12 protein-coding genes are annotated in these 14438 nt (G+C 54.4%); 5 read left to right on the forward strand and 7 right to left on the reverse strand.

Annotated elements, in window-relative coordinates; genetic code table 11:
- Window positions 1-106 precede the first annotated feature (106 nt).
- Window positions 107-1774 (forward strand): energy-dependent translational throttle protein EttA, encoded by a 1668-nt coding sequence (gene ettA, locus ACO7SM_RS18305; protein WP_203358996.1) that lies wholly within the window; start codon window positions 107-109, stop codon window positions 1772-1774.
- A gap of 31 nt (window positions 1775-1805) precedes the next feature.
- Here the strand turns inward: ettA and nadR are convergent, their stop codons facing one another.
- The 3 genes from nadR to serB all read right to left on the reverse strand — a co-directional run bounded on the left by nadR (window position 1806) and on the right by serB (window position 5522).
- On the reverse strand, window positions 1806-3038 hold the full coding sequence (gene nadR / locus ACO7SM_RS18310; protein WP_490468687.1) for a multifunctional transcriptional regulator/nicotinamide-nucleotide adenylyltransferase/ribosylnicotinamide kinase NadR: 1233 nt from the start codon (window positions 3036-3038) through the stop codon (window positions 1806-1808).
- 121 nt (window positions 3039-3159) lie between these two features.
- On the reverse strand, window positions 3160-4542 hold the full coding sequence (gene radA / locus ACO7SM_RS18315; RefSeq protein WP_490468688.1) for a DNA repair protein RadA: 1383 nt from the start codon (window positions 4540-4542) through the stop codon (window positions 3160-3162).
- 11 nt (window positions 4543-4553) lie between these two features.
- Entirely contained in the window at window positions 4554-5522 is a 969-nt protein-coding gene (gene serB / locus ACO7SM_RS18320; RefSeq protein WP_490468689.1) for a phosphoserine phosphatase, read from the reverse strand.
- Between the two features lie 117 nt (window positions 5523-5639).
- On the opposite strand from serB, the gene ACO7SM_RS18325 reads away from it, so the two are divergent.
- Window positions 5640-6287, forward strand: a complete 648-nt coding sequence (locus tag ACO7SM_RS18325) for a YtjB family periplasmic protein (RefSeq protein ID WP_490468690.1) — start codon at window positions 5640-5642, stop codon at window positions 6285-6287.
- Window positions 6288-6354: 67 nt separating this feature from the next.
- A complete protein-coding gene (gene lplA, locus ACO7SM_RS18330) occupies window positions 6355-7371 on the forward strand; it encodes a lipoate--protein ligase (protein WP_490468691.1) in 1017 nt (338 codons plus the stop codon).
- A gap of 91 nt (window positions 7372-7462) precedes the next feature.
- Here the strand turns inward: lplA and deoD are convergent, their stop codons facing one another.
- From deoD to deoC, 4 genes are all read right to left on the reverse strand, one after another.
- Entirely contained in the window at window positions 7463-8182 is a 720-nt protein-coding gene (gene deoD / locus ACO7SM_RS18335; RefSeq protein ID WP_490468692.1) for a purine-nucleoside phosphorylase, read from the reverse strand.
- A 98-nt stretch (window positions 8183-8280) separates the two neighbouring features.
- Window positions 8281-9504, reverse strand: coding sequence for a phosphopentomutase (gene deoB / locus ACO7SM_RS18340; protein ID WP_490468693.1), 1224 nt, complete (start codon window positions 9502-9504; stop codon window positions 8281-8283).
- 52 nt (window positions 9505-9556) lie between these two features.
- Entirely contained in the window at window positions 9557-10879 is a 1323-nt protein-coding gene (deoA, locus tag ACO7SM_RS18345; protein ID WP_490468694.1) for a thymidine phosphorylase, read from the reverse strand.
- 122 nt (window positions 10880-11001) lie between these two features.
- Window positions 11002-11781, reverse strand: a complete 780-nt coding sequence (gene deoC, locus ACO7SM_RS18350) for a deoxyribose-phosphate aldolase (protein WP_490468695.1) — start codon at window positions 11779-11781, stop codon at window positions 11002-11004.
- A gap of 261 nt (window positions 11782-12042) precedes the next feature.
- On the opposite strand from deoC, the gene ACO7SM_RS18355 reads away from it, so the two are divergent.
- Window positions 12043-13593, forward strand: coding sequence for a YjjI family glycine radical enzyme (locus ACO7SM_RS18355; RefSeq protein WP_490468696.1), 1551 nt, complete (start codon window positions 12043-12045; stop codon window positions 13591-13593).
- Window positions 13565-14428, forward strand: a complete 864-nt coding sequence (locus ACO7SM_RS18360; RefSeq protein ID WP_490468697.1) for a YjjW family glycine radical enzyme activase — start codon at window positions 13565-13567, stop codon at window positions 14426-14428. Before ACO7SM_RS18355 ends, ACO7SM_RS18360 begins: the two co-directional genes overlap by 29 nt.
- The last annotated feature ends 10 nt before the right edge of the window (window positions 14429-14438 follow it).

Here is a 14438-nt window from a genome sequence, read left to right on the forward strand (position 1 = left end):
TTTACTGCGAGTGAGATCTGCTAGCTGGGATTGGACAGTGAAAACAGCTACACTTCGCCTTTGAAAACTCTTATTCATCACGATAAACATAGAGGCGAAGTCCAACGTGGCTCAATTCGTTTATACCATGCATCGTGTCGGCAAAGTGGTTCCGCCGAAACGTCACATTCTGAAAAACATTTCTCTGAGCTTCTTCCCTGGCGCTAAGATCGGCGTACTGGGCCTGAACGGTGCCGGTAAGTCGACCCTGTTGCGTATCATGGCTGGCATCGATACCGATATCGAAGGCGAAGCGCGCCCACAGCCTGGCACCAAAATTGGCTATCTGCCGCAGGAACCGAAGCTGAACCCGGAACACACCGTTCGCGAGTCTATCGAAGAAGCGGTTGCCGAAGTGGTTAACGCACTGAAAGGCCTGGATGAGGTGTACGCGAAGTACGCTGAACCGGACGCTGATTTTGACAAGCTGGCTGCGCAACAGGGTAAATTCGAAGAAATTATCCAGGCGCATGACGGCCACAACCTGAACGTACAACTGGAACGCGCTGCTGACGCACTGCGTCTGCCCGACTGGGATGCGAAAGTCGCTACCCTTTCCGGGGGTGAACGTCGCCGTGTAGCGCTCTGCCGTCTGCTGCTCGAAAAACCAGACATGCTGCTGCTCGACGAACCGACCAACCACCTGGATGCCGAATCCGTGGCCTGGCTGGAACGCTTCCTGCACGACTTCGAAGGCACTGTTGTGGCGATCACCCACGACCGTTACTTCCTCGATAACGTTGCCGGTTGGATCCTCGAACTTGACCGCGGCGAAGGTATCCCGTGGGAAGGCAACTACTCATCCTGGCTGGAACAGAAAGACCAACGTCTGGCGCAGGAAGCCTCTCAGGAAGCGGCTCGCCGTAAATCCATTGAGAAAGAGCTGGAGTGGGTGCGTCAGGGCGCGAAAGGCCGCCAGTCCAAAGGCAAAGCTCGTCTGGCACGCTTTGAAGAGCTGAACAGCGCCGAATACCAGAAACGTAACGAAACCAACGAACTGTTTATTCCGCCTGGACCGCGTCTGGGCGATAAAGTCGTTGAAGTCAGTAACCTGCGTAAGTCTTACGGCGATCGCGTACTGATCGACGATCTGAGTTTCTCCGTACCGAAAGGGGCGATTGTCGGCATTATCGGTCCGAACGGCGCGGGTAAATCTACCCTGTTCCGTATGATGTCCGGTCAGGAGCAGCCAGACAGCGGCACCATTACGCTGGGCGAAACCGTGAAGCTGGCCTCTGTTGACCAGTTCCGTGACGCGATGGATAACAGCAAAACCGTATGGGAAGAAGTTTCCGGCGGGCTGGATATCATGAAGATCGGCAACACCGAAATGCCAAGCCGCGCCTACGTTGGCCGCTTTAACTTTAAAGGTGTTGATCAGGGCAAACGCGTCGGCGAACTCTCCGGCGGTGAGCGCGGTCGTCTGCACCTGGCGAAGCTGCTGCAGGTTGGCGGCAACATGCTGCTGCTCGATGAACCGACCAACGACCTGGACATCGAAACCCTGCGCGCACTGGAAAACGCCTTACTGGAATTCCCGGGTTGCGCGATGGTTATCTCGCACGACCGTTGGTTCCTTGACCGTATCGCTACCCACATTCTGGATTATCAGGATGAAGGTAAGATTGAATTCTTCGAAGGTAACTTCACCGAATACGAAGAGTATAAGAAACGCACGCTGGGCGCAGACGCGCTGGAGCCGAAGCGTATCAAGTACAAGCGTATCGCGAAGTAATCTGAATGGCCCTCTGCGGAGGGCCATTTTTTTATCCCCGCTCGCCCATCAACTCTTTGACCAGTTCCACACAGCGCAGGAACCGCGAGTCATAGTCCGCTTCTTCGACGTGTACAAACTCGATATTGTTCTTCCCAAGCATCGATACCAGTAGCGTCTGAAACTCTTTGCGATCGACCGAACTCCCCAGGCTACGCAAACCGTCAGCCACCCACGGCGTGTTGTTTTCCAGCAAGATCACCAAATCGAAACGGTATTCATCAATCAACGCCTGAACGAAAGGATGTTCGCGCCCCTCATACTTTTTACAGAACGCCTGGGTCGTGACAAAGTCAGTGTCGACGAATGCCACTTTATTGGCGTATTTAACAGCAAAATCAATATATTGCGCATGGCCAAGGGCGATTTTGTCATAATCTGAATATTGCAACGCCATCTCATCGCCGCCGAGGTGAGAAAAGACGTAATCACGCCCATACTCCCAGGCGCTGGTGGTATTGAAGATGTTGGCAAGTTTATTCACCAGCGTCGATTTACCACTCGACTCTCCCCCCAGTACCGCCACGGTGCGCACAAAAAACGGTTTCACTTCGGTGGGAATGTATTCCCAGTAGCGGAACGGGTTTTCGCGAATTTGCGCCCCGCTGATGCTCATAAAGGTGCGTTTCGGATCCACCAGTACGGTTTCAATTCCCAGATGTTCAAGAAACTGCGGGGCGTCGTTCTCTTCGGAAGTGTATATCCAGTTAGGCTGAATCCCTTTTTCTTCCATGAACGTCTTAATGCCGTTGCTCCAGACATCCCAGCCATGCGGATACGGTTCCATGCCCGCTTCATCAAAAGCATGAATACGAATGTTTTTTTGATACTTAAAGGTCTGTAATAACCAACGCAGACGATCGGAAACCGTCGGCTGCTGTGACATCGCGCTATCTTCAAACAAGGCGCGGTCACGCGCGTCGTCATAGCCCATGATGATATGCAGTTCGTCCACCTGGCTACAGGCGCGCTGAATCAAATAGATATGGCCGGTGTGCAAGGGGTAAAATTTACCAAACACCACACCGATATTTTTCTGCATTCGTGGGAATTCCAGCCCCAGAAAACGATGCAGCGCCTCCAGCTTTTGCGCGCTGGGGCTTTTAATCTTGGCATTCAACAACTGACTTAAATACCCTTTGGTCATTCCGCTGGAATCGGCCACCTGCTGCAATGTGCAGCCTTTTTGCTTAATGGCGGTTTTTAAGTAGTCGAACGCTGACAAAGGTGCCTCCTGCTGAAAAAATCGTAGGCCGGATAAGGCATCGTCGCCATCCGGCACTTTCACCCCCCATGCCTGATGGCGCGACGCTTTTCAGGCCCGGGAGGCGAGTACATATAGGCAATTATAAGTCGTCAAACACGCCTAACGCATCTGAGAGTTTTTTGACACCGAAGATTTGCATCCCCTCCGGCACTTTTTTCGGGACATTGGCCGCCGGGACAATAGCACGGCGGAAACCGTGTTTCGCCGCCTCAGAAATCCGTTCCTGGCCGCTCGGCACGGGGCGAATCTCCCCCGCCAGCCCGACTTCGCCAAACACCACCAGATCTTGTGGCAAAGGTCTGTCGCGCAGGCTGGACACCATCGCCAGCAGTAATGCCAGGTCTGCGCTGGTTTCCGTCACTTTGACACCGCCCACCACGTTGACGAATACATCCTGGTCGGCCATCTGCAAACCGCCGTGACGATGCAGCACCGCCAGCAAAATGGCCAGGCGATTCTGTTCCAGTCCAACGGCAACGCGACGCGGGTTTGCCATCATCGAGTGATCGACCAGCGCCTGAATCTCCACCAGCAGAGGGCGCGTACCTTCCCAGACCACCATCACCGAACTACCGGAGGTCACTTCATCACCACGGCTTAAGAAAATAGCGGAAGGGTTACTGATTTCCCGCAGCCCCTGCTCGGTCATCGCAAAAACGCCCAGTTCATTGACCGCGCCAAAACGGTTCTTGTGGCTGCGCAACGTACGAAATCGGGAGTCGGCATCGCCATCAAGCAGCACGGAACAGTCGATACAGTGTTCCAGTACCTTGGGCCCCGCTAGTGAACCGTCTTTGGTTACATGACCGACCATCACGATGGCGACACCGCGAGTTTTGGCAAAGCGAGTCAGATAAGCCGCCGTTTCACGAACCTGCGCAACGCTGCCCGGCGAAGACTGAATATCCGCCATGTGCATCACCTGAATGGAGTCGATGACCATCAGTTTCGGTTGCTCTTCTTCGGCAATCAGGCAGATCTGTTCAATACTGGTTTCCGAAAGCATGTTCAGATTCGCGGTCGGCAGTCCAAGCCGATGGGCGCGCATCGCCACCTGCTGCAAAGACTCTTCCCCGGTGACATACAGGGTTTTCATCTGTTCCGCCAGTTTGCACAACGTTTGCAGCAGCAGCGTAGATTTCCCCGCGCCGGGGTTCCCACCAATCAGAATGGCGCTGCCGGGCACGACACCGCCGCCCAGTACGCGGTCAAATTCTTTAAAACCGGTCGAAAAACGTGGCAGTTCCTCAAGGCTGATATCCGCCAGCTTCTGCACTTTTGCCACGCCAGCATGACCAGCATAGCCGCTGAGTCGCTCGTTACGCGCCACCGTCGGCGATGCCGCAAGGCGTACCTCAGTGATGGTGTTCCAGGCGTTGCAGGCGCTACATTGCCCCTGCCAGCGCGGATAATCGGCCCCGCATTCATTACAAACAAAGGCGCGTTTTGGAGCTTTTGCCACGGTTTACCTCGTTATTTCTGATTCACGCTGCCGGAGAGAATGCAGAACACCCCCATCAGATCGGCATGACGGATAGTCACTTCCGTCTTTTCATTCACTTTCGGCTTGGCGTGGTACGCAATTCCCAGCCCTGCCGCTTTGATCATCGGCAGATCGTTAGCACCATCGCCGATCGCCACGGTCTGCGCTGGCGGGATCTCATACTCCTGCGCAAGGCGCGCCAGCGTATTGGCTTTGTATTGCGCATCAACGATATCGCCAATCACATTCCCGGTGAGTTTCCCGTCCATGATTTCCAGCTCGTTCGCCACCACCGCCGACAGGCGTAGCTTGTCGCGCAGGTATTGTGCAAAGAAAGTGAACCCGCCAGAGGCAATAGCCACTTTCCAGCCCAGCGTTTCCAGCTTCAGCACCAGTTGCGTCAGCCCCGGCATCAGGGGCAGGTTTTCACGAACCTGGCGTAGAATATCGGCATCCGCACCTTTCAGCGTCGCCACACGGCTACGCAGGCTGGCGGTAAAATCCAGTTCCCCACGCATCGCCCGTTCGGTCACTTCCGCCACCATTTCACCCGTACCGGCCAGTTTCGCGATTTCGTCAATGCATTCGATCTGGATCGCGGTGGAATCCATGTCCATCACCAGCAGGCCTGGCTTACGCAGGTGCGGGATCTTACCCAGCGGAGCAACATCCAGTTTTGCATCGTGCGCCAGTTTTGTGGCGCGCGGCGTTAATGAGCCCGCCAGACGAATAACCTGATAATCCTCGACGCACCAGGCGGCGACAATCACCATCGCCGCCCCCAGCTTGCTCTGGTATTGCGTCAGGCGCTGCTTGTCCAGCCCGCGACCATACAGCAGCCAGCCACTACGGCCTGCGTGGTAATCGAGTGGCATCACCTCGTCACCACTTAATGAGAGGGGCAAACCTGGCCACAGAGAGACATCTTCAGGCAGGTCGCACCAGGTAATGTTAGGCATTAAAGCTCCTGTAAAATCGTACGGGTCGGGAAACATCCAGGGGAAAATAACGCATGAGGCTACCCTGTAACCATCGCTTCTGGCAACATTAAGCCTCAAATTTTCAGCAGGTGGATTATGGCTCGCGCAAAACTCAAATTCCGGCTTCATCGTGCAGTGATTGTATTGTTCTGTCTCGCACTGCTTGTCGCGCTGATGCAGGGTGCGTCCTGGTTCAGTCAAAACCATCAGCGACAACGAAATCCGCAACTGGAAGAACTGGCTCGTACGCTGGCGCATCAGGTGACGCTCAACATCGCACCGTTAATGCGCACCGAAACGCCAGATGAAAAACGTATCGCCGCTGTGCTCCGCCAGCTAACGGAAGAGAGCCGAATTCTGGATGCCGGAGTTTACGATGAGCAAGGCGATCTCATTACCCGTGCAGGTGAAAGCGTTAATGTGCGCGACAGGCTGGCGCTGGACGGCAAAAAAGCCGGCGGCTATTTTAACCAGCAGATCGTCGAACCTATTCAGGGGAAGAATGGCCCACTGGGTTATCTGCGTCTGACGCTCGACACGCACACCTTAGCCACCGAAGCGAAGCAGGTCGACAATACCACCAATATTCTACGCCTGATGCTGCTCTTGTCACTGGCTATTGGCGTGGTATTAACCCGAACCCTTCTTCAGGGCAAACGCACGCGCTGGCAACAATCCCCCTTCCTGCTTACCGCCAGCAAGTCCGTACCCGAAGAGGATGAGAACGAGAAAAAGGAGCCGTAAGTCGCGAAAGTGCAGCGCCAGTCCGTTAGCATTACTATAGACGTCAGTTATAGAAAGGAAATCTGCCATGTCGACACTACGCTTACTTATCTCAGACTCTTACGATCCCTGGTTCAACCTCGCCGTCGAAGAGTGTATTTTCCGCCAGATGCCTGCCACTCAGCGCGTTTTGTTCCTGTGGCGTAACGCGGATACGGTGGTTATTGGCCGGGCGCAAAATCCGTGGAAGGAGTGCAATACCCGGCGCATGGAGGAAGACAACGTCCGTCTGGCGCGCCGTAGCAGCGGCGGTGGCGCGGTATTCCACGATCTCGGCAATACCTGTTTTACCTTTATGGCGGGGAAGCCGGAATACGACAAAACCATTTCTACGGCCATTGTGCTGGATGCGCTGAATTCACTCGGCGTTACCGCCGAGGCTTCCGGGCGTAACGACCTGATCGTTAAAACCGCCGATGGGGAGCGCAAAGTGTCCGGCTCCGCCTATCGTGAAACGAAAGACCGTGGTTTTCATCACGGCACATTGTTGCTCAACGCAGACCTGAGTCGTCTGGCGAACTATCTGAATCCGGATAAGAAGAAGCTTGAAGCCAAAGGGATTACTTCCGTGCGTGCGCGGGTCGCGAATCTGGTCGAGCTGTTGCCGGGTATTACTCACGCTCAGGCGTGCGAGGCGATAACCGACGCCTTTTTCGCCCACTACGGCGAGCGTGTGGAAGCGGAAATTATTTCACCGGATAAAGCGCCAGATCTGCCAAACTTTGCCGAAACCTTTGCCCGTCAAAGCAGTTGGGAATGGAACTTTGGTCAGGCACCGGCGTTTTCGCATTTGCTGGATGAACGCTTTAGCTGGGGCGGCGTGGAGCTGCATTTTGATGTTGAGAAAGGCCTCATCACCCGTGCTCAGATCTTTACCGATAGTCTGAACCCGGCACCGCTGGAAGCGTTGGCGACTCGTTTGCAAGGCTGTCTGTATCGTTCAGAGGTACTGCAACAGGCGTGTGATGCGCTGTTAGTGGATTTCCCGGAGCAGGAGAACGCGTTGCGGGAATTGTCGGCGTGGATTATGAAAGCGGTTCGATAATATCAATACGGTTTTGTAGGCCGGGTAAGGCGAAGCCACCACCCGGCTTTTTTACCCGGTAAGCGTGAGCGCCACCGGGTACAAAACAAAATTACTCTTTATCGCCCAGCAGTACAGATTCCAGCGCGATTTTGATCATGTCGTTGAAGGTCGTCTGACGCTCAGCGGCAGTGGTCTGCTCGTGGGTACGGATATGGTCGGATACGGTGCAGATAGTCAGCGCTTTCGCACCAAACTCGGCTGCCACGCCGTAAATACCCGCGGCTTCCATTTCCACACCCAGAATGCCGTATTTTTCCATCACGTCGAACATTTCGCCGTCCGGAGAGTAGAACAGGTCTGCGGAGAACAGGTTGCCAACGCGAGCGTCAACGCCCAGGGCTTTTGCGGCGTCAACGGCGTCACGCACCATGCCGAAATCGGCAATCGCGGCAAAATCATGATCTTTGAAACGGATGCGGTTAACTTTGGAATCGGTGCAGGCACCCATACCGATCACCACGTCACGCAGTTTGACATCGGTACGTACTGCGCCGCAGGAACCGACACGAATGATTTTCTTCACGCCGAAATCGGTGATCAGCTCTTTGGTGTAGATAGAGCAGGACGGGATACCCATACCGTGACCCATAACGGAGATCTTACGGCCTTTATACGTCCCGGTGAAACCCAGCATACCGCGAACGTTATTTACTTCACGAACATCTTCAAGGAAAGTTTCAGCAATGTGCTTCGCACGCAGCGGGTCGCCCGGCATCAAAACTACGTCTGCGAAATCGCCCATTTCTGCATTAATGTGTGGGGTTGCCATCTTCAGATCCCTTATAAGTTTTTTTGCCGGGTGGCGCTTCGCTTACCCGGCCTACGATTCAGTAGCCCCGGCAAGCGCAACGCCGCCGGGCAAGAGGTTTACAGCATGTTTTTGCCGTAGTCCATTGCCGACGTGCCGAAATAGCTTGCCAGCGTTTGGCCGATATCCGCGAACGTTTCACGGTGACCCAGCGAACCGGGTTTCACTTTCGGACCATAAACCAGTACCGGAATGTGCTCACGCGTATGGTCGGTGCCCTGCCAGCTTGGGTCACAACCGTGGTCAGCGGTCAGGATCAGAAGGTCATCTTCCCCAACCAGCTCCATCAGCTCAGGCAAACGGCGGTCGAACAGTTCCAGACCTGCTGCATATCCTGCGATATCGCGACGGTGGCCCCAGGAAGAGTCGAAGTCAACAAAGTTGGTGAAGACGATAGTCTTGTCACCCGCTTCTTTCATCTCTTTCAGGGTCGCGTCAAACAACGCGTCCAGCCCCGTGGCTTTCACTTTTTTGGTGATACCGCAGTTGGCATAGATATCCGCGATTTTACCCACGGAAACCACATGACCGTCTTTCTCCTCGACCAGTTTTTGCAACACGGTCGGCGCTGGCGGTTCAACGGCCAGATCGTGACGGTTACCGGTACGCTGGAAGTTGCCCGCTTTGTCGCCGATAAACGGACGCGCGATAACACGGCCAATGTTGTAGCCACCTTCGGTCAGTTCTTCGCGGGCGATTTCGCACAGCTCGTACAGACGATCCAGACCAAAGGTTTCTTCATGGCAGGCAATCTGGAACACGGAGTCCGCGGAGGTGTAGAAAATCGGCTTGCCGGTTTTCATATGCTCTTCGCCCAACTCGTCCAGAATCACCGTCCCGGAAGAGTGGCAGTTGCCCAGATAGCCCGGCAAATTACCGCGTTTCACCAGTTTATCCAGCAGTTCCTGCGGGAAGCTATTGTCGTGGTCACTAAAGTAACCCCAGTCAAATAAAACCGGCACGCCAGCGATTTCCCAGTGCCCCGACGGGGTATCTTTACCGGAAGAAAGCTCATGCGCCCACGCATAGGCGCCAATGACTTCTGCGTTGCCATCCATCCCGGCAGCGATTTTACCCGTAGAGCCTTCGTGCGCTTTCGCCAGACCCAGACGGGTCAGGTTAGGCAAATTCAGTGGGCCTTTACGACCATTGTCAGCCTCGCCTTTGGCGCAGGCTTCTGCAATATGGCCCAGAGTGTCGGAACCTACGTCGCCGAAGCGATCCGCATCTTCAGTTGCACCAATACCAAAGGAGTCCAGCACCATAATAAATGCACGTTTCATCTTGTTCTCCATACATCTTGCGCTGCAAAAAAGCGATCAGATCAGTATATCGCTATTCGGTGATTCGACGATACACTGTCGGTGTAATTTCAGGCGCTTCGTTGTCAAGTCTGATTGCCGCTTTAACCGCTTTCGCCGCCTCTTGCCAACTGGCCTCATCTTTCGCGTGGATCACCGCCAGCGGGCGTTGTCCATCAACACTGTCACCCAGTCGCGCCATGTCGGTAAAACCAACACTGTAATCAATAGTGTCCGATGCCTGACGGCGACCGCCGCCCATCGACACTACCGCCATGCCGAGCGCGCGGGTATCCATTGCACCAACAAACCCTTCGCTGTCAGCATATACCGCTTTACTCAGCATCGCTGTCGGCAGGTATTTTGCGTAGTTTTCAACGAAGTCCGTCGGCCCTTTCTGCGCCGCAACCATACGACCAAAGATCTCCGCCGCTTTACCGTTATCCAGCACCGCCTGCAGTTTTGTACGCGCGTCTGCATCATCACGGGCCAGCTTGCCGGAGATCAGCATCTCAACGCACAGCGCCATCGTGACGTCAAACAGACGTGGATTGCGATATTCGCCGGTCAGGAACTGCACCGCTTCACGCACTTCTACCGCGTTGCCTGCGCTGGAGGCCAGCACCTGGTTCATGTCAGTCAGCAGCGCCGTTGTCCGCACTCCCGCGCCATTGGCAACGCCGACGATCGCTTCTGCCAACGCGGCAGAAAGCTCATAGGTTGGCATAAAGGCGCCGCTACCCACTTTGACATCCATAACCAGCGCATCCAGCCCTTCTGCCAGCTTTTTGGCCAGAATGGAGGCGGTAATCAATGGGATGGAGTCCACGGTCGCGGTAATGTCGCGCGTGGCATAAAAACGTTTATCCGCCGGTGCCAGCGAACTGGTTTGCCCAATGATCGCCACACCCACGTCTTTAATAATTTCACGAAAACGAGCGTCATCCGGGAAGATATCAAACCCCGGGATCGCTTCCAGTTTGTCGAGCGTACCGCCGGTATGACCGAGGCCACGCCCGGAGATCATCGGAATGTAACCCCCGCAGGCTGCCACCATCGGCCCCAACATCAGGGAGGTCACGTCGCCTACGCCGCCGGTAGAGTGTTTATCAACAATCGGGCCGTTCAGATTCAGGCTTTTCCAGTCCAGTACGGTTCCTGAATCCCGCATCGCCATGGTCAGCGAGACGCGTTCTGGCATTGTCATATCGTGGAAGAAAATGGTCATCGCCAGGGCGGCAATCTGCCCTTCAGAGATGGTGTTGTCACGAATCCCGTTAATAAAGAAACGAATTTCTTCATCACTCAGCGCGTGGCCATCACGTTTTTTACGAATAATTTCTTGTGCGAGAAACAAGGTAACCTCCATGAGGAAAAGAGTTTGCAGGCGGTTTTGCCAGATGGCGGCTAACGCCTTATACGGCCTACGGTGATATGTCGCAGGCCTGATAAGCGAAGCGCCATCAGGCACTTAGCACCTTAGTAGCTGCTTGCGCTTTTACCGTCGCCGTGGCCGAGTGCTTTCAGCAGGCTCGCCAGCAGGCTGGATGCGCCGAAACGGTAGTGACGAGAATCAGCCCAGTCAGCGCCAAACAGTTCGTCGGCAATCGCGAGGAACTGCTGCGCGTCTTCAGCCGTGCGTACGCCGCCTGCCGGTTTGAAACCAACGGTTTTGGCAACGCCCATATCACGAATGACTTCCATCATGATGCGCGCGCTTTCCGGCGTCGCGTTTACCGGCACTTTACCGGTAGAGGTTTTGATGAAATCCGCACCGGCTTTGATGGAGATTTCAGACGCTTTACGGATCAGCGCTTCTTCTTTCAGTTCACCGGTTTCGATGATCACTTTCAGCAACACGTTAGCCGCCGCACAGGCATCTTTACAGGCTTTAACCAGATCAAAACCGACCTGCTCATTGCCCGCGATCAGCGCGCGGTACGGGAACACCACGTCCACTTCATCTGCTCCGTAGGCGATTGCCGCACGGGTTTCTGCCAGCGCGATGTCGATGTCGTCGTTACCGTGCGGGAAGTTAGTCACCGTCGCGATACGGATATCCGGCGTGCCCTGCGCATTCAGGGTTTTACGCGCGATGGGAATAAAACGCGGGTAGATGCAGATAGCAGCCGTGTTGCCGACCGGGGTTTTCGCCTGATGACACAGCGCGATCACTTTTTCATTGGTGTCGTCGTCGTTCAGGGTGGTCAGGTCCATCAGTTTCAGCGCGCGAAGGCTGCTTGCTTTTAAATCGGTCATTTGATTCTCCAACGGCATCGCCGTATAAAATTTCACCTTGCGGGTTTGTTAGTATTCTAACATTCATCCGCCATTACACTTCGATATACATCACAGTTAATGAAAACTACGTACAAATTTGCATTACTCTAATGCGATCAACTTCAAATAAATGACCTTTTCAGGCCCCACGAGAATGCGACAGGCGCATCAGGATCAAAAGCTATCGTGGCGTAACTTTCTACAATGGCGCTAAACCTTCGGTACAAAAAGGAAGCGAAGATGCCTGTTTCAAGCGAAACCGCCCTGCAACAACGTTGCCAGCAAATCGTGGCCAGCCCGGTGCTCAGCCCTGAACAAAAACGCCATTTCCTGGCGCTGGAGGCCGAGAACAATCTGCCTTATCCGCCGCTCCCGGCTGATGCCCGCCAGGCGCTGGATGACGGCGTTATTTGCGATATGTTTGAAGGACATGCCCCCTTCAAACCCCGCTATGTATTGCCTGATTATGCGCGTTTTCTGGCTAACGGTTCACAGTGGCTGGAACTGGAAGGGGCGCAGGATTTGGATGACGCATTATCCTTGCTCACCATTCTGTACCACCATGTGCCCTCGGTAACATCGATGCCGGTCTTCCTTGGTCAGCTTGATACGCTGCTGCAACCATATGTTAGAATTCTAACACAAGAAGAGATCGACATTCGAATAAAACGTTTTTGGCGCTATCTCGACAGAACCCTTCCTGATGCGTTTATGCATGCCAATATTGGCCCTGCCGATACCCCTGTCACCCGTGCAATTTTACGCGCAGATGCAGAGCTAAAGCAGGTAGCACCTAATCTGACGTTTATTTATGATCCGCAAATTACACCGGATGATTTGCTGCTGGAAGTGGCGAAAAATATTTGCGAATGCAGTAAGCCCCATATTTCCAACGGCCCTGAAAATGATAAAATTTTCACAAAAGGCGGTTATGGCGTCGTCAGTTGTTACAACTCTTTACCCCTTGCCGGAGGCGGCAGCACACTGGTCAGGCTTAACCTGAAAGCCGTTGCAGAGCGCAGTACTTCTGTCGATGACTTCTTTACGCGCACGCTACCGCACTACTGTCAGCAACAAATTTCCATCATTGATGCCCGCTGTGACTTCCTCTACGAACAATCACATTTCTTTGAGAATAGCTTCCTCGTGCAGGAAGGGTTGATCGATCCACAACGTTTTGTGCCCATGTTTGGGATGTATGGCCTGGCGGAAGCCGTCAATCTGCTGTGTGAAAAAGCAGGGTTGAAAGCGCGATATGGGAAAGATGAGGCCGCAAACGCGCTGGGTTATCGCATCAGTGAGCAACTGGCTGGGTTTGTCGAAAAGACACCGGTAAAACACGGCTGGAAGCAAAGAGCGATGCTGCATGCGCAGTCGGGGATCAGTTCAGATATCGGCACAACGCCGGGCGCGCGTCTGCCCTATGGCGACGAACCAGATCCCATCACCCATCTGCAAACCGTCGCGCCGCACCATGCGTGGTATCACTCTGGTATCAGCGACATCCTGACGCTGGATGAAACCATTAAACGTAATCCGCAGGCGCTGGTACAACTTTGTCTTGGGGCGTTCAAGGCGGGTATGCGTGAATTTACCGCCAACGTCAGCGGCAACGATCTGGTGCGCGTCACGGGTTATATGGTGCGTTTGTCAGACCTGGAAAAATACCGCGCTGAAGGCTCCCGTACCAACACTACCTGGCTGGGAGAAGAAGCCGCACGTAATACACGTATTCTGGAACGACAACCCCGCGTGATAAGCCATGAACAACAGATGCGCTTCGGTAAGTAAGGTTATCCCTTTCTCCTGCGTGGACGGGCCAGGCAGTCGTCTGGCCCTGTTTTTACAGGGATGTAATCTGCGCTGTAAAAACTGCCACAATCCGTGGACGATGGGACGCTGTAATGATTGCGCAGAGTGTGTCGCTTACTGCCCGCACCAGGCGCTGAGTCTCGTTGCCGGGAAAGTGGTGTGGCAGGCTGATGTCTGTAAGCAGTGCGATACCTGCCTGCAAATGTGCCCACAACACGCCACGCCGATGGCGCAGACGATGAGCATTGACGATGTATTACGTCATATCCGCAAAGCATCATTGTTCATTGAGGGCATCACCGTCAGCGGCGGCGAAGCCACAACGCAATTACCGTTTATCCTGCAACTGTTTGCGGCCATCAAAGCCGACCCGCACCTGCGTCATCTGAGCTGCATGGTCGATAGCAACGGTATGTTGAGCGAAACCGGCTGGGAGAAATTACTCCCGCTGTGTGACGGGGCCATGCTTGATCTTAAAGCGTGGGGTAACGCGTGCCACCAACGGCTCACCGGGCGGGATAATGCGCTTGTTAAGCGCAGCATTTCACTGTTGGCAGAACGTGGCAAACTGGCGGAACTGCGGCTGCTGGTCATTCCCGGTCAGGTTGATTATTTGCAACAGATAGACCCGCTGGCGGCGTTTATTTCTACGCTGGGAAATGTTCCCATCCGATTGAATGCTTTCCACGCCCACGGAGTGTATGGCGAAGCCAAAGCATGGCCGAGCGCAACGCCGGACGACGTGAAAGCCCTGGCGAGCGCCTTGCAGGAGCGCGGCGTGACTAACCTGATTTTCCCGGCGCTGTATCTTTAAATCTGAATTG

It is taken from the genome of Citrobacter sp. LJND-P06 (genome assembly GCF_058188415.1).

Coding starts and splice junctions, on each gene's coding strand:
- serB (WP_490468689.1), bottom strand. CDS start 5,522: ATGCCTAACATTACCTGGTGCGACCTGCCTGAAGATGTCTCTCTGTGG.
- ACO7SM_RS18325 (WP_490468690.1), top strand. CDS start 5,640: ATGGCTCGCGCAAAACTCAAATTCCGGCTTCATCGTGCAGTGATTGTA.
- lplA (WP_490468691.1), top strand. CDS start 6,355: ATGTCGACACTACGCTTACTTATCTCAGACTCTTACGATCCCTGGTTC.
- deoD (WP_490468692.1), bottom strand. CDS start 8,182: ATGGCAACCCCACACATTAATGCAGAAATGGGCGATTTCGCAGACGTA.
- deoB (WP_490468693.1), bottom strand. CDS start 9,504: ATGAAACGTGCATTTATTATGGTGCTGGACTCCTTTGGTATTGGTGCA.
- deoC (WP_490468695.1), bottom strand. CDS start 11,781: ATGACCGATTTAAAAGCAAGCAGCCTTCGCGCGCTGAAACTGATGGAC.
- ACO7SM_RS18355 (WP_490468696.1), top strand. CDS start 12,043: ATGCCTGTTTCAAGCGAAACCGCCCTGCAACAACGTTGCCAGCAAATC.
- ACO7SM_RS18360 (WP_490468697.1), top strand. CDS start 13,565: ATGAACAACAGATGCGCTTCGGTAAGTAAGGTTATCCCTTTCTCCTGC.